Below are 20,336 nucleotides of genomic sequence, written 5' to 3' on the forward strand. Positions count from 1 at the left end.
ATATCCGTATAAGAACGTCAATATAAATAATGGAAAGCAAAAAATGCGGGTTTAATCGCTAAAAAGTATTGTAGCGTATATAGAATGAGAATAATGTCTATGATTTTTATCATAGTAAACACTCGTAAAATCAGCCAAAATGAATAAACAAACCAACACGTGCTAAGAGCTGTATAAAAAGAGTGAGGGTAGCATATGAATAATAAAACCTATCTTATCATCGGCGGAACGGGCGGTATTGGTCAGGCCATGGTCAAGCAGCTGGTACAAGAGTCAGCTGCCGATCAAACTGACGGCGCATCTGCTAAAAGACATAGTACACAAGTATTCGCCACTTATCATCGCAGTGAGCCGAACTTTGAAGCAGAAAATCTACACTGGATACCCATGAATATCAGTGACGAAGACAGCATCCAAAAAGCGGCCGACACCATCAAGCAGACAATGGGTCATGTCGATTGGGTAATCAACTGCGTGGGATTACTCCATACCAAGACGGCGCAGCCAGAAAAGGCCTTGAGGCAGATTGAAACGGAGTTCTTTTTACAGAACATGCAAATCAATGCACTAGCAAGCTTGCTGATAGCCAAGCATATCAAACCGTTGCTCGCCAAAGCTGAACGCAGCGCTGAGCATCCAGCTATTTTTGCGACCATATCAGCTCGTGTCGGTAGTATCACGGACAATCAGCTAGGCGGCTGGTATAGTTATAGAATGAGCAAGGCGGCGCTCAATATGGGGATGAAAAACTTGAGTATCGAATGGGGCCGATCACTCAAAGAGGTGTGCGTAGTCGTTATGCAACCGGGAACCGTGAATACTCAACTGTCCGCGCCGTTTCAAGGCAATGTCGCTGAAGGACATCTATTCTCGCCAGCGTATAGCGCCGAGTGTTTATTGGAAGTGCTATCAGGGATGAAGGCTGCCCAATCAGGCAGTTTTGTCGATTGGGCAGGAGAGTCGATACCTTGGTAGTCAATACGTCAACAGAATGAGATATTAGTCACTGAGTCATTAGTAAGCCATAAATAAGTCCATAAACTCATTCACTGGCGTTTGCTCCAATTTTTCTTGATCGTTACACAGCTCAATGATTTGCTGACAACGACTGTCGATAAAGCGGGTGGCCAGACTGGCTCGGAACTTTGCCTCAAGTATAGGAATGCCCTCGGCACGGCGGCGTTTATGACCGATAGGATACTCGATGGCGACTTTTTCTGTGCTACTACCATCTTTGAAGAATATTTGAATGGCATTGGCAATAGAGCGCTTACTGGGGTCATGGTAATCTTTTGAATACTGTGCGTCTTCTTCTACCACCATTTTTTCGCGTAGCTCATCGATTGATAAATGCTCTTCATGATAGTCATCTTCATAGTTCTCCGCCATCAGATCGCCTGTCAATAAGGGAACAGCCACCATATATTGTAAGCAGTGATCCCGATCAGCTGGGTTAGCAAGCGCGCCCTCTTTTGAGATGATGCGAATTGCTGAATCATGCGTGGTTAGAACAATTTTTTCGATCTCATCAATTCGACCTCTCACATGTGGGTGCAAAATAACCGCCGCTTCACAAGCAGTCTGCGCATGAAATTCAGCGGGAAAGCTGATTTTAAATAAGATATTCTCCATCACATAACTGCCAAAGTCACGTTGAAAGGTAAATCGACGCTCGTCTTCGGGTTTGGTCGCAAGATCCTTATTGGTATGGCTAAACAGCACATCATAAAACCCCCATTGCGGTGCGGTTAGTGCGCCAGGGATACCCATTTCACCACGTGCAGTGATATCTACCAGCCGAACCGCGCGGCTGGTTGCATCACCTGCCGCCCATGATTTTCGGCTGCCCGCGTTGGGTGCATGACGATAGGTGCGCAGTGCCTGACCATCGACAATGGCTTGTGAGATGGCGGCCATGATGCGCTCGCGTGGCAGCTGATATAGTTTGGCGACGACCGCAGTTGAGGCTAATTTTACCAAAAACACATGATCAAGACCCACGCGGTTGAATGAGTTTTCGAGTGCCATGACGCCTTGAATTTCATGCGCCATGATCATCGCCTCGAGCACGGCTTTCATGGTCAGAGGTGCTTGCCCTTGGCTGATGTTTTTTTGACTGATATAGTCGGTGACCGCCAAGATGCCGCCCAAGTTATCAGACGGATGACCCCACTCAGCAGCGAGCCACGTATCATTATAGTCAAGCCAGCGTACCATACAGCCGATGTCAAAAGCGGCTTTGATGGGGTCTAGTCTATAGGATGTGCCAGGGACGCGAGCGCCATGCGGCGTTATTTGATCAGGGCAATCAGGCCCCAAGTGCTTGGTACACTCAGGGAAGCGCAGTGCCAGTAGTCCGCAGCCGATGGTATCCATGAGACAGTGGCGAGCAGTACGCCATGCATCAGTGGGGCTTGGTGACTCGTTATCTATGGAATAATTGAGCACATAATCGGCGATTTTTTGGATTTCATCGTCATATTCTGGACGGATATTGCTCTCTACCGTTGCCTCATTTGTATTTGAATGGGCTGTATCTGAATGGGTATTTGACATGGTTGTTTCCTCTTCCTTGAGTGTGCTAACTTTTCGCTTTGTTGACCCATGCTCGCAGTCATCCTTTTAAAGCGGTTATCATTCAAAAGTAGCATACTCAATATGGAACAACCAGACTGAATCGTGTTAAGAAGTAAAACTTTGTAGGCCGTTTAAATCATCAAATAGAGCAGACCTAAAATAAACAGCGCTGCTATAATAAACAGCAGGAAGCTTAAAACTTTGGTTGTGGTTGACGCAGTATCCACACTTTCTTTTCTTACTTTGTTTTTCTTAGCAACGTATAGCACCATCTTCACGTGCTCAATATTATCTTCAAGATAATGCTCACCTTCAGGTACAAAACCCAAAGACTCATAAAAACTGAGCAGGTAGGCCTGTGCCGAGATAATAATCGGACGCTTTTTACCGTATTTTTTGCGGCAATGAGCAATAGCTTGCGTCATTATTTGCCGCGCTAGGCCATCACCTCTGTGCTCTGATAACACAAGCACTCTACCGATGGCAGGCATGGCAGTGTGGTTGGTCTTCGCGGCTGGGTCGGCGACCGATAGATTGGATTTTAGTTTATTGAATTCAGGTGGAATGATACGGCAATATCCGACCAATGCAGCGTTTTGATGAGCAATCAAATGCAAGCAATCAAAATCGACCTCATCCATATCTTGATAAGCACAGTTTTGTTCGACGACGAACACTTGCGAGCGTGCTTTTAGGATATGGTAAAGGTCAACTGAGGTCAGCTCATCAAAGGTTTTGATAGAAAATTCACAATTCATAATGGGCAAGCTTCTGGCAATAGGCGGTAAAATAGGGGCATTATAACGATTTAGGCAGTCATTAACCATTCCTAACCCTGTAGGGTCTGACTGATTTTGTCTAAATTTAAGCTATCAGACATGGCACTAAATATCTCAAAGTATTTGCCGCGTTGGGCATAAAGTACCTCATGGGTACCTGTCTCAACCACTTCGCCATTCTCTATGACTACCAGATCATCGGCGTCGATAATCTGAGCAATATTGTGCGAAACCATAATAACGGTACGATCTTTTTTGATCAGATCAAGGCTTTTTTTGACTTGCTGACTGGCGATAGCATCGAGACTGGCGGTCGGCTCGTCCAAAAACACAATCGGTGGATCTTTTAAAAACATCCTTGCCAGCGCGATACGCTGCTGCTGCCCACCTGATAACGACTTGGCAGTACTCTCGTAGCCATCAGCTAACCCCATAATTTGATCGTGTATCGAAGCTTTTTTTGCCGCTGCAATGATGTCATCAATGCTAGCGTTCATATCGCCATAGCGGATATTTTCACTGATCGTGCCCGAAAATATATGATTGCTTTGTAGCACCAGACCAATGTTTTGACGCAGCTCATGAGTATCACAGTCAGCCAAATCATGCCCGTCTAGGCAGATCGTGCCAGCGTCTGGGGCGTAGAATTTGACCAATAGATTGATAATCGTGCTCTTGCCAGCGCCAGAGAGGCCAACCAGCGCCGTGATACGGTTGGGCCTAATAGTGAAGCTGACGTCTTTGAGCGCTTGCGTCCCATTCGGATAAGTAAAGTCGACATGTTTAAGCTCGATATGACCTTTTAGGTTGTCGCTACTGATACCAGCGATGCTCTCGACTTGGCTGTCATCTTCTAAAATATCAAAAAAACCTTCGGCATAGGTCAATGCATTATTTATCTGGTCGTAGATGCGGTGTAATTGACGGATAGGGGCGGCGACATTTTGAAACAGCATGACATGAAACAAAATCATACCAATGGTCATCTCACCTTGTAGGACAAAATACGCGGTGAGCAAGATAATAACCACCACACCAATCTGCTCGATAAAGGTTTTGATGGCATCATAAACAAAACCAATACTGCGAATACGCAGCTGATTATCGGTCATTTCCTTTTGAATGGCTAAGTGCTTTTCTGCTTCTATCGACTCACGGACAAAGGATTTCACCACACTAATTGAGTTGATAAGCGAGATAACCAGTCCGCTTTTGGCTTCGCGAAACCCGCGCATTTGCCGACGAAACCCTTGTAGGCGCTTGGCTTGTTTTTGGCTGATGAAAAAGTAAATGGGAATGATAATAAGACCGACCAAGCCTATCCAAAAATTGGTCGAAAACATGATGATAAGCGCCACGATTGCATTGGCAAACAGCGGTAGCATATCGATAAAGAAGTTTTGCACTAAACTGGTTAAGCTGCTGACGCCATAATCAATACGGGTTTGCAACTTGCCGCTGTCGTTTTCGCTACTGGTATAAAATGCCATCCGATAGGTCAAGATGCGCTCAATGATTTTTTGCGATAAATCACGTGATAGATTGATACGAATCTTTTCGCCGAAGAAGCTTTGCCCAAACGAGATGAATATCGATAATATCTCTTTGGTTAAGAGTACCGCACTGATAATGGTCAGCATACGCAGACCTGCCTGCCATGGCTCGGCAAGCGTGGCAATCTCAGTCAAAGTATCGACAGCATAACGCAACACAAAAGCATTGACCTGCGCGGTAAAGGAGCCTAGAGCAGTCAGCGCTAAGGTGGCGATAATAAGTAAGCGATAAGGCTTAGCAAATACCGCCAGTTTTTTGAGGATATCCCACAGCAGCGCCCGCCGTTCTTTTTTCTCGACTGGCGGTTTTTTGTCTAACTGTGCGCGGCGAGGTTGGGGAGATGTCGGCATAAAACTCTATCACAAATTGAAATAAGCCATGACGACGCTTAAAATGCATCCGCAGGCACAAAAACTTCACCAACCATGATACGCCTTGCTGAACGACTCATCGACACTTTTTTGGCTTGCCAGCGCCCATCGACCAGTTCGGTTTTTCCGCCAACGAGCAATGTCCCTGATGGATGACCAAAACGTACCTCTGACAAGTCGCCACCACCAGCAGCTTTGTTAACAAGCGTGCCTTGCGTGGTTGCTGCTGCAGCAATAGCGACTGCTGCTGTCCCCATCATGGCGTGATGCAGTTGACCCATACTCATGGCACGGACGACTAGATCAATCTCGTCTGCATCGACCGATTTACCACTAGAGGCGCTATAGCTCTGTGCGTTACCAACCCATGCGATTTTAGGAATGTGTTGGCTGGTTTGCGCCTCGCTCACATCTTTAAATAATCCCATCGCCACGCCGCCTGTGGCACGGATTTTTTCAAGCTTGGTAAGTAGCTCACTATCACTATTAATGTCGCCTTGTAGCTCAGTACCCGTAAAGCCCAAATCTTCTGCGTTTATAAAGATGGTTGGGATACCTGCACTAATGAAGGTCGCTTTGATGCTATCAGCATTTAGACCGCAGCCTGATACATCGAAATCATCGACCAAATTGCCCGTCGGGAACATGTCGCTGGTGGCATCAACCGGATCGATAAACTCAATTTTGACTTCAGCTGCTGGGAAGGTGACACCGTCTAATTCAAAATCGCCCGTCTCTTGAACCTGTACTTTGTCATTTGCATCTTTATAGACTGGCACATGGGCAATAATGGTTTTACCAATATTTTCTTGCCAGATACGCACTTCACAAATTCCACTTTCAGCATTGTCATCGATACTATTAGCAATTTTGTCGGCATCAACTAGACCCATATTAATGGCACAGGCACCGACGGCTGCAGTTAAGTTACCACAGTTACCCGCCCAATCAATCATGGGCTTTGCGATATTAACTTGTCCAAACAGATAATTCACGTCATGATCTGGTCTGTCTGAGGCCGATAAGATAACGGTCTTTGAGGTACTAGAGCTGCCATTGCCTAAGCCATCGATCTGCTTACCGTAAGGATCTGGGCTACCGACGACGCGCAGCAAAAACTTATCACGTGACTCGCCAGCAACTTGGCATCGCTCAGGTAAATCAGATAATTTAAAAAACGTACCCTTTGAGGTACCGCCGCGCATATAGGTGGCAGGGACGGGGATTTGCGGGGCAAATTTTGATTTGGTCATTTTTGAGAGTCCTTTTAATGATGTTACAATAGTGATATTAATTATTTAATTATATTGAAGTGATTTAACTATGGTTGAAACTAAGAAAACAATCTATTTAGATCAAAATGTTTTAACAGAGTTAAGAGTTGATAAGCTTTATACAAATGATTTGAAGTATATCCAAATATTAAAACTATTGACTTCTAATAAATACACCGTAGTTTACTCACGTGTAACTTTAATGGAAATCTATAATATAGATAACGATATTTATATAGATGAACACCTAAAAGCTCTCAAGCTACTAAACGCAATTTATTGGGACAGGCTGTTCACACCCAATGAACACAATGTGAATGTTATATATAAAAATTTTGTCAAAGTGCATGAAGGTAAGTTTTCTAGAAGTCTTCACACTAGTAAGGAAAAATTTATTAAAAGAATCAATGGTATAGATATTGGAATAACTACCAAAGATAGTTTTAATAGTATGCTTGGCGAAGCTGTCAGTATACCTTTCTCATACTTAGATAATAAAATACCCATTCTGAGGAAAGCAAATAAATATTTTTCAAAAAAAGCAGTCGAATTTACAATCAATTATTTTTCTAGCATGAGCAATGAGCTGCCAGATTTTGATCCAGTTAATTTTAGAGAATGTATCAAAATAGATACTGAAATTAAGTCAATAGAACCTGAACAAGCTATGTTCGTTATCATTAAAGCTTTGTGTGATTATGACCCTCACTTCATAAATATATTTCAATTTGATGCAAATAATATAGAAACTAAGATTGAATTCTTTTTTAACTTCCTTAATTGGATCGGTTATTATTCTGATAAGTTCCAAAACGATACTAATAAAAAAGGTTTCCACGCTGCCTCTATGCGTGATGCAGCTCATGCTGGAACTGCTTGGCACTTTGACTATATAATTTCAGAGGATTACAAATTTAGGCAAAAAACGAAAGCCTGTTACGCTTTCGTTGGCTCTAAAACTAAAGTACTTTCCGTTGACGAATTTTTATTATTACATTAGTCAGTGATGCGACTTTTAGACCGATATTGCTCAATAGATTTAGCCAAATGGGCAGCATTAGCAGATGACTTTAATAAATACAGTGTCTCCATCAAACCATTGTAATGAGCACTCGACATAACAACCGCATCATTATCGTTTTGACGATTTATGACTACTGCATCGGTACCATCATTCACCGTATCTAAAACGGCTTTAAAGTCTTTATTAGCGTCTGTAAAGCTGATAACTTTCATAATATTTTTCTTAATATAAAATTTTAATAAAATACAATCTATAGTAACTCTGCAAAATTGTGATGCTGGGTTAAAAACCCAGCCTACGCCAAACTCAAATAGTTAGAGAGTATAAGCTTAAAAAAACCGATGCCATATAGACACTCTATACAACATCGGCTCTGTATTACTTACAAGCTAAATCTTAAACGCTCAAAACGCTTAGGCCACTTCACCCGCTAAGAACTCTTTAGCAAAGCGTTGTAGCATACCGCCAGCGTTGTACATTTTTACTTCATCAGCCGTATCTAATCGGCAGATAACAGGCGCTTTATCAACACTGCCGTCTTTGCGATGAATGACCAGTGTCATATCGCCGCCAGCAGAGACATCTCCTTCGATATCGAAGATTTCTGTACCATCGATGTTGAGCGTCTCACGGTTGATACCAGGCGCAAACTGCACGGGTAGTGCGCCCATACCAACGAGGTTTTGACGATGAATACGCTCAAAGTCTTCAGCGACAACCGCTTCCACACCAGCGAGACGGACGCCTTTGGCCGCCCAGTCACGGCTTGAGCCTTGACCATAGCCATCACCTGCGATGATGATCAGCGGCTGCTCACGGTTCATGTAGGTTTCAATCGCCTCCCACATGCGCATGACTTGACCTTCTGGCTCAACACGCGCCAGTGAGCCTTGGATAACTTCACCATCTTCATCGCGTACCATTTCGTTCAATAGTTTAGGGTTGGCAAAGGTGGCACGTTGCGCGGTTAAATGGTCGCCGCGATGGGTCGCGTATGAGTTATAGTCTTCGGCAGGCAAGCCCATAGTGTCCAAATACTCGCCAGCTGCGGACGTACCAAGAATAGCATTTGATGGCGACATATGATCGGTTGTGATGTTATCACCTAATACGGCAAGCGGACGCATACCTTTTAGTTTGTTCATCGCTGCCATTTGACCTTCCCAATACGGCGGACGGCGAATATACGTGGTCATTTCACGCCAGTCGTACAATGGGCTTAACGCTTTGCCCGTATCTTTTTTGGCCTCATCAAACATGGGGATATATACGGCATTAAACTGCTCAGGCTTAACAGCAGAAGCAACAATGGCATCCACTTCTTCGTCATCAAACCAGATGTCTTTTAGATAGACATCATTGCCGTCTTGGTCTTTACCCAACGAGTCTTTTTCAATATCAAAACGGATGTTACCAGCGATGGCATAAGCGATAACCAGTGGCGGCGATGCTAAAAATGCTTGCTTGGCATACGGATGGATACGACCGTCAAAGTTACGGTTACCAGATAGCACTGCCGTGGTGAACAAATCATTGTCGATGATTTCTTGCTCGATGTCAGGGTCAAGTGCACCGCTCATACCGTTACACGTCGTACAGGCAAAGCCTACTACATCAAAACCGATTTCTTGTAGCTCTGGCATTAGACCTGCTTCTTCTAAATACATTTTGACCGTTTTTGAGCCGGGTGCGAGTGAGGACTTAACCCACGGTTTACGCAATAGTCCTTTGGCATTCGCGTTACGAGCGACAAGACCTGCGGCCACCATGTTTCGTGGATTTGAGGTATTGGTACAGCTGGTAATCGCCGCGATAATCACTGCGCCATCTGGCATGAGACCATCTTTTGGTTCAGGGAGTTTTTGATCAGGCGCGTGGGCGATGCCTTTGGCTACCAAATCATCAGTAGATACACGGGCATGGGGACGCGACGGGCCTGCCATGTTACGACCGACTGATGACAAATCAAACTCAAGGACGCGTGCGTATTCGGCTTTTTCCATGCCATCAGCCCATAGACCCGTTTGCTTAGCATACTGCTCAACCAGTTTAATCTGTTCCTCAGAACGACCCGTCAGACGTAGATAGTCAATGGTTTGCTCATCGATATAGAACATCGCAGCAGTGGCGCCATATTCAGGCGTCATGTTGGAGATAGAGGCGCGGTCACCGACACTTAGCTGGCGTGCACCGTCACCAAAGAACTCAATATAGGTAGAGACCACACCTGCATCACGCAAGAACTCCGTCATCGCCAGTACGAGATCCGTACCAGTAATGCCTTTTTGCAGCTTGCCTGTTAATTTAACACCCACATAATCAGGCAGGCGCATATAAGAGGGGTTACCTAGCATGACGCTTTCGGCTTCTAGACCGCCCACACCGATTGAGATCACACCTAGGGCATCGACCATCGGCGTGTGGCTATCCGTACCGACCAACGTATCAGCGAATGCGACTTTTTCACCCGCTTTATTGTGTACGATTTGTACAACAGGTGACATTTTCTCTAGGTTGATCTGGTGCATGATGCCGTTACCCGGTGGTACGACGTTGACATTGTCAAAGGCATACTGGCACCAGTTGATGAAGTGAAAACGGTCATCGTTACGGCGCTCTTCAATCGCACGGTTTTTCTCAAAGGCGTCTTCTTCAAAGCCTGCGTGCTCAACGGCCAATGAATGGTCAACGATCAGCTGAGTGGGCACGATAGGGTTTACCTTAGACGGATCACCGCCTTGCTCAGCGATGGCATCACGCAAGCCTGCTAAATCAACAAAGGCCGTCTGACCCAAGATATCATGACAAACGACGCGGGCAGGGTACCAAGGAAAATCTAAATCTTGCTTACCCTCGATATGCTGCTTTAACGCTGCCGTTAAATCCTCTGGTGGGCAACGGCGCACTAGGTTCTCACACAATACTTTTGAGCAGAACGGTAGCTTGTCATAAGCACCTGCTTCGATGCGCTCGACCGCTTCGCGAGTGTCAAAGTAGTAAAGGTCAGTATCAGGAAGTGGTTTTTTGAACTCATCGTTCATGGGTTGTACGAGGGCGTTGTCCATAAGTCACCTTTGGCTGTTGGCTAATTTTGATAAGTAGTTAAACGTCGATATTAGATAAAAATTCATTCCTTTAGCAAAATCATCGTTCGTTATTGCAGGCTTTGCTAAAGAATCGATATTGAAAGTTAAGATGGCATGATCTATAAAAAAATAGCGTATGACGATCAAACCTAAAAATATCATAGCTAGGCTCAATCGACATACCTGTATCAGCTAGCACTGCCGCTAGCTGATAATAAGTACGTAACAATAGCTACTTAAAAGAAATCAACTTAACGCGCACTCATATCTGGTACAGGACGCAGCTCTTCACCCGTATATTCGGCACTTGGGCGAATGATACGGTTGTTGGCACGTTGCTCAAATACGTGAGCGGCCCAGCCAGTCAAGCGTGAACAGACAAATATTGGCGTGAAGAGTTTGGTTGGGATACCCATAAAGTGATAGGCTGATGCATGGAAAAAGTCAGCATTGGCAAACAATTTTTTCTCGCGCCACATCACGTCTTCAACACGCACAGACACAGGGTAGAGCACCTCGTCACCAACATCAGCGGCCAGTTTTTCAGACCATTGTTTGATGACGACGTTACGTGGATCTGATTCGCTATAGATGGCATGACCAAAGCCCATGATTTTGTCTTTACGTGCTAGCATGGCCATCATCTCTGTCTCGGCTTCATCAGCTGAGCTAAAGCCCTCAATCATATCCATCGCCGCTTCATTCGCGCCGCCATGCAATGGACCACGTAGTGAACCGATTGCGCCAGTGATACAAGAATGGATATCAGATAAAGTAGACGCACAGACACGCGCAGTAAAGGTCGAGGCGTTGAACTCGTGCTCTGCATACAAGATAAGCGACACGTTCATGACCTTTTCGTGCAGCTCGTTTGGTTTTTCACCTTTGAGCAGATGCAAAAAATGACCGCCGATGGTCGCATCATCCGTCTCAGTCTCGATACGCACGTTATCATGGCTAAAGCGGTACCAGTAGTTGATGATTGAGGGGAATGCGGCAAGCATACGATCAGTTTTATCGTTTTGCTGAGCGAAATCCGTTTCGCTCTCAAGGTTGCCCAGCATTGAGCAACCAGTACGTAGCACATCCATTGGATGCGCATCGCTTGGAATACGTTCAAGCACGTCTTTTAATGCTTGTGGTAGGCCGCGCAGGCTTTTGAGCTTAGCTTGATAATTCTCAAGCTCGCTTTGCGTAGGTAAATTACCGTATAGCAGTAAATACGCGACTTCTTCAAAAATACATTTATCCGCCAGCTCTGATACGTCATAGCCGCGATAGGTCAGACCAGAGCCCGATTTGCCAACGGTCGATAATGCTGTCTTGCCAGCGACTTGTCCGCGAAGTCCTGCACCTGAAAGTTCTTTCTGTGCTGCCATGTCTACATTCCTTTTGTGGGTAGCTTTTTATATTGTTAAGTGAAAATACTGCTTATTATGATTATTTATTGTCCGCAAACAGCTTGTCTAAGGTTTGCTCAAACTCGTGATAGTTTAAGAAATCATAAAGCTCCATGCGCGTCTGCATGGTATCGACGACTTTTTCTTGCGTACCGTCATCGAGCAAGTGCTGATAGACATTCAATGCCGCTTTATTCATGGCGCGGAAAGCGGATAGTGGGTACAGCACCATATCGACGCCCACACCGTACAGCTGGTCAGTGGTATACAGATCGGTTTGACCAAACTCGGTCATATTGGCGAGGACGGGAATGTCGAGTACATCGGTAAATTTACGATACATCTCGATATCGGTCAGCGCTTCTGCAAAGATCATGTCTGCACCTGCTTCGGCAAAGGCAACGGCACGTTCAACAGCAGCGTCTAAGCCCTCGACTGATAACGCATCAGTACGAGCCATCACCACAAAATCAGAATCCGTTTTCGCATCCAATGCCGCCTTTAGGCGATCAACCATTTCTGAGATACTGACGATTTCTTTGTTAGGACGGTGACCACAGCGCTTTTGCGCGACTTGGTCTTCGATATGGACGGCTGCCACGCCTGCCTTTTCCATTTTTTTGATGGTTTGAGAAATGTTGAACGCACCGCCAAAGCCGGTATCAATATCGACAAGTAGCGGGGTATCGACTGCATCCGTAATACGGCGAGCGTCTTCTAGCACGTTATCAAGGCTGGTCATACCCAAGTCAGGTAAACCAAATGACGCGTTTGCCACACCGCCACCAGAGAGATACAGCGCTTGGTGACCGACTTGGGTCGCCATCATCGCGGTGTAGGCATTGATCGCGCCTGCAATTTGTAGTGGCTGGTTATTATCATTTTTTTGTTTAAGCGCACTGCGAAAGCGTGCACCTGCTGAGAGTGAGGTCATGTGAGTATCCTTTCATGAGCTTGTATGGATAGAAAATAATCTTGTTGTTGTCACTGATTATACCCAATTATCCACGTCTGCAAAGGTTAGCTTATAAATTTTTGATTATTATTTTTAATGATTTATTGTAGTTAATTTAATATTATTCATAAAACAAATAGCATTATGTATTTTTCAATACTTCGCTATGATAAGTATTCATATTACCCAAATATTCAAATATTAAGAGGCTTTATAATTTACATTTAGTTACAATTACAATAGGCATATTGCTCTACAAATTGTCCTGCTCCCACCAAAAAGCCCTAACAGCTGAGCTATTAGGGCTTTATTTATCATGAGCTTAAAAAAGACTAAGTTTAAGCAAATAAACCTGCCAAATTGGCTAAGAACAATAAAGCAAATCCTGCCAAGAATATCAAGCCTGCGATAGACAGAGCGTTCATACCTGCGGACAGTTTTTTATGTTTCTTAACCAGTGAGTAGTTGAGCCAACCAAAGATAGGCGCAGAGACAAACGCGGATATCATGGCAAACTTAAGCATTGCGCCCAATTGTCCTGTGAAGAACGTAATAATCACAAGCCCGCCACCGATAGCGTATGTCGTCCAAAAAGCGATTTGCTTTTTATTGATTTCGCTTTCGCCTTTAAGCAGTCGCCAGCACTCAGCATTGGCACGGCCGTAGCCGTCGGCACAAGTAATCGTGGTGCCAAACATACACATGAAGGCGACGAACGCTACCAGCAATCGTGACCATTCACCGATAGTTGCCGTATACATATTGATTAACTGGTTGATATAAGCACCGCCGACCAACTCAATCTCTTGTCCTGAACCATACTGGACAAACACACCAAGCGATAAGAAAAACAAGGCTAGAATCGCTGAAACGGCATAACCGACATTAAAGTCGAGCAAGCCTTGCTTGTGCGTGGTGTGATCGGCTTTGACTTTGGCAGAGGTCCACATAGAAGTAATCGCGGCAAACTCAAGCGGTGCTGGCATCCAGCCCATGAGTGCGACGATGAAACCGAGTGTCGCTAGGTTCCAAGGAGACACAGCAATAAAATCTGCTGCCATAACCGTGGGCTTGCCAGCGGCAATCATGACTGCGGCAACGGTAGCTGCCGTCAAAGCAATCATAATCCATTTAGTCACGCCATCGAGCAATTTATAATGACCGGCTATTAAAAAGAACCAAGAGACGGCCACGATGATCATAGACAGCACCATCGTCGATAACTCAAGAGAGGCGGGTAGCATAAAGCCTAAAATCACCGCTGCAATTAGCGAGACCGCACCCGTACTGATGACCGCTGATAAGATAGAGAGGATAAAATATACCCAAAGATACACCTTTGAGCGCTTGGCGTAGCCTGCAATCAAGCTCTCGCCCGTATCGTAAACATAATCAGTTGCAAAGCGAAAAAACGGATATTTAAATACGTTGGCTAAAACAATCATAATCGCCAACTGCCAGCCATATATAGCACCAGCCTGCGTCGATGAAATCAGATGCGAGCCACCGATTGCAGCGGTCGCCATCAAAATACCTGGGCCAAAGATACGCCAACTAAAGCCTTCTTGTTGCTCAGTAACGATATCGTCAGTGGTACTTGGGTTGTTGAGTGGTTGTGTGGACATGAATACCTCGAAATGGTTAAAACGGCAAAACATCACTTACCTGTGTCAGTTTGCCAGTGATCACTAGACAACCGCTTTATACGTGTTTATACGTGTTTTTTTATAAAACGATTAATCTTGTATCGACTTTAGCACACCAATACGATTCAGGAGAATGATTATTCTATTTATTAACAGTGATAGTTATTACTATTTGTTTGCATTGCCATTCTTTTTGGTTAGCATATTAATCTGATAATATCAAGTATTAGGGCAGATTATTTTTGGCGTTTCTTTATAACACAATATCCACGCAATATCTGGTCATTTAAGGACGTTACACAAATTTTTGTCGCCGGTAGGTGATGCCTCGTTCTTCATAGACCTGATAGATAGCATTCAATAATTCAGAGATACTTGGATGCACAAAATCTTTGAGAGTATGCAAATAAATAGGAGAGGTGGCGTTTTCGTGTACCAAACGCTGATAGCTGATTTGTTCTGTACGTACTGTGGTTAAGCTGGCAGGTACAAGCGTGATACCTTCGCCCGCAGCGACTAAGCCTAGAGCTACTTGCAAGTCACTCACCGTGGTGGTCATAAAGGGTGAGATACCGTATTGTGCAAACAAATGTAACAACGGCTCCGTAATCGGCTCGCTAAGTGCAGATTTTTCATTGATGACACGTCTGGTTTTTGTATTAGCTTCCTGCTTTGCTTTGATGGACTCTGATGTTGGTAGTGTGGTGGCAATCGGCAAATGCGTTTGATGGTATAAAATCAAGCGATTATTTGCCAAATCTATCAATCGCTGCTCCTTTACATGGGCAAGAGGATGCGACTTTGGTAAGGCCACCACGTAGCGCTCATGACGCAGTAATATTTGTTGAATCCATGGATCTTGATGGGCAAAACGCCCAAAACCGATATCAATCTCACCAGATTTGAGTGCCTCCATTTGCTGATAAGAGCTGATATCTTTGAGGTTGACCTCTATATCAGAATTGGACTGCTTGAGCATGGCGATGATTTCAGGGAGTAACCCATATAATACTGACGGCACAAAGCCAATGTTTAGCGCACTACTTGGCGCTGATAAACGCTGGGTCATACTCGTGACGGTCTCGATTTCTGTCAGTATGGTGCTTATCTTATCGTAAAAAAATGCGCCCGCTTCAGTCAGATGTAATGGCCTGTGGTAACGATCGATAAGCACGACATCCATATCAGTCTCAAGCTGTTTCAGCAGGCGGCTCAAACTTGGCTGTGACAGTCCTGTCTTTTCTGCGGCTGCACTAAAGCTGCGCAAATTCGCGACAGCAATAAATGCATTGAGCTGTTTTAAATCCATGTTATTAAGCCTGTTATGGTATATGTTGTCTCTATACAAGCCGTTTTTAATAAGCTTCTACCTCATTACTTAACTTAAGACGAGCTGTGCAAATATTAGCGACCTAAAATAAATTGTGCTTGAAGATAGGGGAGTGAGCAACTATATTGGGGACTAGTGATGCTGTTACATTTGAGCAATAAAAATCACAACTTCATTTTATCAGTCATTTACTGTCAGTAGCATAAACTGGCTTGGTTTTATTTTATGAACGACGAAAAAAAAGACATCGGTACTGATTTTGACGAAGAGTTGTCTCAACTCGTTCATAAAAAATCGCCTAAGCGTGTCAAAAACAATATTTACGAACGTTTTATCAGTCGAGTCCAAAGCGCAGAAAATGATACCCAAAATGATAATGATGATTCAACATCCTTAAAAACGGCCAGTAAGTTACCTGCTTTTGAGCCTCTAAGCGTAGAAGAGTTGCAACTATTCGAAGATGAAAGTAACGATAAAGAGCCAAGATTAGAGTTTGCCGACATCGGCACAACAAACGCTACTTTTGATTTTTCAGGTCAAAATGCATCGACACAAAACAAGGTGTCAGATACACGAATGGATAATTATGCTGGTGTTGACCATAACTTAAATAGTGATTTAAGTAAGAATAATGAAGAAAAAAAGCCATCTTCTGTCGTTCTCGATCAAGCGACGCCTTTATCTAACACAACGATCGATGACCCTTTAGATACTAAATCCAACCCATTGAAACCAGTTCATAGGGATGCTATAAAACCACAAAAGACAGCGGTCAGTAGTAAAAAACCTCTCATTATTGGTATGATTTTTGGTTCACTACTTATTGCTATTGTCGTACTTACCCTTATTTTTACAGGATTTTTATCGATTTCTATTTCTGATACTACTGTTAGCAATGATAGTGGCTTAAATGGGACAGCGCCTGCGCCGACCACTAGCACGCCAGTGGTCGGCGCCGAACCTGTAGTGAATAGCGATGACGATCCATTACCTAATGACGCCAATACGGTCGAGGAGCCGTTAGTGTCAGCACAATCGATTAATGCAGACAATGGCGAACAAAACGTGCCCGCAGCTGAAGTTGAGCCTATAGAACCCTCTCCAGCTCCAGAGATTGATGCTGCCATTACCTATGAAGACTTTAGGCAAGAGTCACAAACCACGTTGTATCGTGAGACTAACGATTAGAATAGTTAGGTTTAGGCGCATTTTAATTACAGCGGAGGCATATAGTACCTTGTACCGTGCCACGGAAAAATAATGGGCGACGGTACATTTTTTTATCACCATCGTGCTGGCAAGCACACTGAAAATAACTATGACAGTAGCAATCTATCAGAATATTCTCGTTGGTTGGTCAGTCGTATCGTCTCTTACCCCGTATTACGTAAACCCGCTGCCAGTGCGTTAATACTACGGATTAATGGGTCTTCTACATTGAGATCGCCATCTTTATGGTTATCTGTTGTATCTTCATTTTGTTGTCTAGCACGTTTTAACAGCTCGATTTGGATATAGTTGATAGGATCCAAATAAGCATCTCGCCACTGCAGTGAGGCAGCCAGATTTTGCTGGCTAGCTAGCAAATCCTCTTGATCTAGCAAAGAGTTTAGGCCAGAGGAGGTTAGCTCATGCTCATCGAGCACCTCACTCATGATCTGTTCGCGTAGCGCCTCGTCATCACACAACTGGCTATATGCTTGTGCAATATTCATCTCAGATTTGGTAAAAGCCATCTCAATATTACTGATAAAGACACTAAAAAATGGCCAGCGCGCATTCATCTCTTTCATCAAAATCTCTTTGTCTCTGACACTGTGCAGAGCACTACCAACGCCATACCAAGCAGGTAGGGTAAAGCGTGCTAACGACCAGCCAAATACCCAAGGAATCGCTCGCAATGTGGTTTTACTTGGCAAGCCTTTTTTGCGATGGGCAGGACGTGAGCCAATGTTCAGTAAAGAGATTTCTTGTACTGGGGTCACTTGTGAGTAGAATTTATAAAACCCTTCTGTATGATCGGTCAGCTCTCGATAACGTTGTTCGCCTGCTTCTGCTAACCGTGCAAACAAGGCTTCATACTCTGGCAACTCAGTCGGTTGCACGACAAATCTTGTCGAGCAGGCTTTGAGTGTACCCGTGATTGCCATGGTCAGCTCAAACACGGCAGTATCCGTATTGGCATATTTGGCATAAAGCACTTCGCCTTGTTCGGTCACTTTAATCTGACCATGTAACGTGCCAGCCGGCTGTGCCGCAATGGCTTTGTGCGTTGAGCCGCCGCCGCGACTCACCGAACCGCCGCGACCATGGAATAATCGTGTTTTTATACCATATTGCTCAGCAATACTATTAATGGTTTGCTGCGCACTATACAGCTGCCAAGCCGAGGTGATGATACCGCCATCTTTTGATGAGTCCGAATAACCTAGCATGATCTCTTGCGTATTATCTGTATTCTGTAGCAATCCGCGATATAGTGGATTGTCTAACACAGCAGGCAAGATTTTATCGATGTTTTTAAGATCTTCGATGGTTTCGAACAACGGTGCGACAGGTAGGTCAGCAGACAATTGACCGTCAGCATCAATCGTACATAAGCCTGCAAATCGCATTAACAGCAACACTTCTAGTAGCTGGCTGGCATTATTGGTCATTGAGATAACATAGCTGCCAAAAGTCGCCTGTCCCACCAATTTGCGTAAGGTGGCGACCGAATTCATCAATGACAATTGCTCACGTGTTTTGTCTGTTAGGTTATCGGTATAGATGAGCGGCGTACCCGGTTTTTCTAACAAGCGTGTGAGCCACTCTTGACGTTCGGTTTCGCTTAGCGTTTGATAATCAGGCAGGTTGGAGGCACTCGCAAAGATATCTGCAATCACTTCACCATGATAAGACGACTCTTGGCGGATATCGAGCGCCGCCAAATGAAAGCCGCAAGTTTTGACCAGGCGAATCACATCAAGCAACAACCCATCTGCATGCGCCTTGTCGTGAGTAGCGACACTTTGACGGATAATACGTAAGTCCTCTAGCAGCTCTTCTGGATTGGCGTATGCGTCTTTTTCAGCCTCGATGTCAGTCCCTTTGCTTTGAATGCGGCGATTGGTGGCATTGACCTTAGTGAGTATTAAAGAAAGCAATCGACGATACGGCTCGTTGCCGTAATCATCGAGGTTGTAATCAAATACACGCTGATCGAGCTCATCATAACTTTTGATCTTGGCATATACGTCGGGAGACACGGTGACAATAGTGTCACTATGAATGAGCTGTCGGCGCAGTTTTTTGAGTAGTACTTGATAGTGACGCAGTACGGTATCAGCATGCATCAACACGGCAAGCTCTGTGGTCTCAAACGTCACAAAAGGATTGCCATCTCTATCACCGCCAATCCACGAGCCAAAGCTCATAAAGGCAGGCAGTGGATAGTCGGTCAGCTCTGGATAGATATCAACAATGGCTTTTTTGATATTACGATATACTTTGGGAATGGCATTAAATAAGCTGGCATTAAAGTAATGCAGGCCGTTGTTAATCTCGTCATAGACCAATGGCTTGCGGGTGCGCACTTCATCTGATGACCATAATAAGTCAATCGTTTGAGCGGTTTGCTCTTTGGCTTGCTCGTAGGCGAAACTGTTTTCAGACACATTGTTTAAAGCATCGCTGTGCGTGAATAGACTTTGTAAGATATTCATTGTGGTACGACGGCGCGCTTCGGTGGGATGCGCCGTAAATACAGGTGTAAATTTTAGCTGATCAATCAGCTCCTGCATTTGAGCGGGCTCGATATTGCGTTCACGACATTCAAGTAAGGTACGACGAAATGACCCTTCCCAGCTTTGCTCCGATTGCATACGCAGCTTATGACGCTGCTCACGCAAGTAGTTTTCTTCGCTGAGATTGGCTAGGAAAAAATAGATAGAAAATCCACGTATGACGTTTTTTAAAGTTTGATTGTCCAGAGACGCAATAAAGTCGATAAGCTGCTGTTTATGTGCCTCATTTGGCTCACGACGCTGTTGAATGAAACCTTTACGCAGGGTCTCAATGGTCTCTATTGTCTGCTCTCCAGATTGGCGAGAAATGGCATCGCCTAGCAATGAACCCAATAAGCTGGTGCGTTTACGTAGTACGTTATTATCTAAAGTCATCCTTAACAACCTTCTTATTAAATGAGTGAGTACAGTGTTAACGAGTATAATATTAGGGCTATCATAGATTTTTTATCTCTACAGACATCCTTACCGTTTTTTACAATTTAACATGAATGGGTAGTTATGTCTGACGCTCAAAGCAATTTTTTATCAATTGATGTTCGTCATATTATAGTG

14 protein-coding genes are annotated in these 20,336 nt (G+C 44.4%); 3 read left to right on the forward strand and 11 right to left on the reverse strand.

All coding sequences use genetic code 11. The features are described from left to right. Positions 1-195 precede the first annotated feature (195 nt). Positions 196-975: an SDR family oxidoreductase gene (locus BLR43_RS10105; RefSeq protein ID WP_071001548.1), complete on the forward strand. Its 780-nt coding sequence runs from the start codon at positions 196-198 to the stop codon at positions 973-975. A gap of 39 nt (positions 976-1,014) precedes the next feature. On the opposite strand, the gene BLR43_RS10110 is transcribed toward BLR43_RS10105, so the two are convergent. From BLR43_RS10110 to prpF, 4 genes are all read right to left on the reverse strand, one after another. Next, positions 1,015-2,556: a bifunctional 2-methylcitrate dehydratase/aconitate hydratase gene (locus tag BLR43_RS10110; RefSeq protein ID WP_093070897.1), complete on the reverse strand. Its 1,542-nt coding sequence runs from the start codon at positions 2,554-2,556 to the stop codon at positions 1,015-1,017. A gap of 152 nt (positions 2,557-2,708) precedes the next feature. Continuing rightward, positions 2,709-3,335, reverse strand: a complete 627-nt coding sequence (locus BLR43_RS10115) for a GNAT family N-acetyltransferase (RefSeq protein ID WP_093070929.1) — start codon at positions 3,333-3,335, stop codon at positions 2,709-2,711. Between the two features lie 71 nt (positions 3,336-3,406). Further along, on the reverse strand, positions 3,407-5,260 hold the full coding sequence (locus BLR43_RS10120) for an ABC transporter ATP-binding protein (protein WP_093070899.1): 1,854 nt from the start codon (positions 5,258-5,260) through the stop codon (positions 3,407-3,409). A gap of 38 nt (positions 5,261-5,298) precedes the next feature. Then, positions 5,299-6,534, reverse strand: a complete 1,236-nt coding sequence (gene prpF / locus BLR43_RS10125; RefSeq protein WP_093070901.1) for a 2-methylaconitate cis-trans isomerase PrpF — start codon at positions 6,532-6,534, stop codon at positions 5,299-5,301. 70 nt (positions 6,535-6,604) lie between these two features. Here prpF and BLR43_RS10130 point away from each other — a divergent pair, with 70 nt between their 5' ends. Next, a complete protein-coding gene (locus BLR43_RS10130; RefSeq protein ID WP_093070904.1) occupies positions 6,605-7,555 on the forward strand; it encodes a hypothetical protein in 951 nt (316 codons plus the stop codon). Here the strand turns inward: BLR43_RS10130 and BLR43_RS10135 are convergent. From BLR43_RS10135 to BLR43_RS10160, 6 genes are all read right to left on the reverse strand, one after another. Beyond that, the gene (locus BLR43_RS10135) at positions 7,552-7,791 is read right to left on the reverse strand and encodes a type II toxin-antitoxin system Phd/YefM family antitoxin (protein WP_093070906.1); all 240 of its coding nucleotides are present in this window, start codon (positions 7,789-7,791) and stop codon (positions 7,552-7,554) included. The genes BLR43_RS10130 and BLR43_RS10135 overlap by 4 nt on opposite strands. 201 nt (positions 7,792-7,992) lie before the next feature. Further along, a complete protein-coding gene (acnD, locus tag BLR43_RS10140; protein ID WP_093070908.1) occupies positions 7,993-10,644 on the reverse strand; it encodes a Fe/S-dependent 2-methylisocitrate dehydratase AcnD in 2,652 nt (883 codons plus the stop codon). A gap of 272 nt (positions 10,645-10,916) precedes the next feature. Continuing rightward, positions 10,917-12,044 (reverse strand): bifunctional 2-methylcitrate synthase/citrate synthase, encoded by a 1,128-nt coding sequence (prpC, locus tag BLR43_RS10145; RefSeq protein ID WP_071001556.1) that lies wholly within the window; start codon positions 12,042-12,044, stop codon positions 10,917-10,919. A gap of 61 nt (positions 12,045-12,105) precedes the next feature. Further along, positions 12,106-12,999, reverse strand: a complete 894-nt coding sequence (gene prpB, locus BLR43_RS10150; RefSeq protein WP_093070911.1) for a methylisocitrate lyase — start codon at positions 12,997-12,999, stop codon at positions 12,106-12,108. Between the two features lie 359 nt (positions 13,000-13,358). Further along, the gene (locus BLR43_RS10155) at positions 13,359-14,645 is read right to left on the reverse strand and encodes an NRAMP family divalent metal transporter (protein ID WP_093070913.1); all 1,287 of its coding nucleotides are present in this window, start codon (positions 14,643-14,645) and stop codon (positions 13,359-13,361) included. A 316-nt stretch (positions 14,646-14,961) separates the two neighbouring features. Continuing rightward, positions 14,962-15,975 carry a LysR family transcriptional regulator gene (locus BLR43_RS10160; RefSeq protein ID WP_093070916.1) on the reverse strand — a complete coding sequence of 338 codons (1,014 nt, stop codon included), beginning with the start codon at positions 15,973-15,975 and terminating at the stop codon, positions 14,962-14,964. Positions 15,976-16,221: 246 nt separating this feature from the next. Here BLR43_RS10160 and BLR43_RS10165 point away from each other — a divergent pair, with 246 nt between their 5' ends. After that, entirely contained in the window at positions 16,222-17,184 is a 963-nt protein-coding gene (locus BLR43_RS10165; RefSeq protein WP_093070918.1) for a hypothetical protein, read from the forward strand. Between the two features lie 185 nt (positions 17,185-17,369). Here BLR43_RS10165 and ppc read toward each other — a convergent pair whose 3' ends face one another. Further along, positions 17,370-20,156 carry a phosphoenolpyruvate carboxylase gene (gene ppc, locus BLR43_RS10170; protein WP_093070920.1) on the reverse strand — a complete coding sequence of 929 codons (2,787 nt, stop codon included), beginning with the start codon at positions 20,154-20,156 and terminating at the stop codon, positions 17,370-17,372. Positions 20,157-20,336: the final 180 nt, after the last annotated feature.

The organism is Psychrobacter pacificensis, assembly GCF_900101915.1.
GTDB classification, from domain to species: domain Bacteria; phylum Pseudomonadota; class Gammaproteobacteria; order Pseudomonadales; family Moraxellaceae; genus Psychrobacter; species Psychrobacter pacificensis.

Bases quoted from the DNA above. Each gene is read 5' to 3' on its own strand.
- BLR43_RS10105 (WP_071001548.1), top strand. From the start codon at position 196: ATGAATAATAAAACCTATCTTATCATCGGCGGAACGGGCGGTATTGGT.
- BLR43_RS10110 (WP_093070897.1), bottom strand. From the start codon at position 2,556: ATGTCAAATACCCATTCAGATACAGCCCATTCAAATACAAATGAGGCA.
- BLR43_RS10115 (WP_093070929.1), bottom strand. From the start codon at position 3,335: ATGAATTGTGAATTTTCTATCAAAACCTTTGATGAGCTGACCTCAGTT.
- BLR43_RS10120 (WP_093070899.1), bottom strand. From the start codon at position 5,260: ATGCCGACATCTCCCCAACCTCGCCGCGCACAGTTAGACAAAAAACCG.
- prpF (WP_093070901.1), bottom strand. From the start codon at position 6,534: ATGACCAAATCAAAATTTGCCCCGCAAATCCCCGTCCCTGCCACCTAT.
- BLR43_RS10130 (WP_093070904.1), top strand. From the start codon at position 6,605: ATGGTTGAAACTAAGAAAACAATCTATTTAGATCAAAATGTTTTAACA.
- BLR43_RS10135 (WP_093070906.1), bottom strand. From the start codon at position 7,791: ATGAAAGTTATCAGCTTTACAGACGCTAATAAAGACTTTAAAGCCGTT.
- acnD (WP_093070908.1), bottom strand. From the start codon at position 10,644: ATGGACAACGCCCTCGTACAACCCATGAACGATGAGTTCAAAAAACCA.
- prpC (WP_071001556.1), bottom strand. From the start codon at position 12,044: ATGGCAGCACAGAAAGAACTTTCAGGTGCAGGACTTCGCGGACAAGTC.
- prpB (WP_093070911.1), bottom strand. From the start codon at position 12,999: ATGACCTCACTCTCAGCAGGTGCACGCTTTCGCAGTGCGCTTAAACAA.
- BLR43_RS10155 (WP_093070913.1), bottom strand. From the start codon at position 14,645: ATGTCCACACAACCACTCAACAACCCAAGTACCACTGACGATATCGTT.
- BLR43_RS10160 (WP_093070916.1), bottom strand. From the start codon at position 15,975: ATGGATTTAAAACAGCTCAATGCATTTATTGCTGTCGCGAATTTGCGC.
- BLR43_RS10165 (WP_093070918.1), top strand. From the start codon at position 16,222: ATGAACGACGAAAAAAAAGACATCGGTACTGATTTTGACGAAGAGTTG.
- ppc (WP_093070920.1), bottom strand. From the start codon at position 20,156: ATGACTTTAGATAATAACGTACTACGTAAACGCACCAGCTTATTGGGT.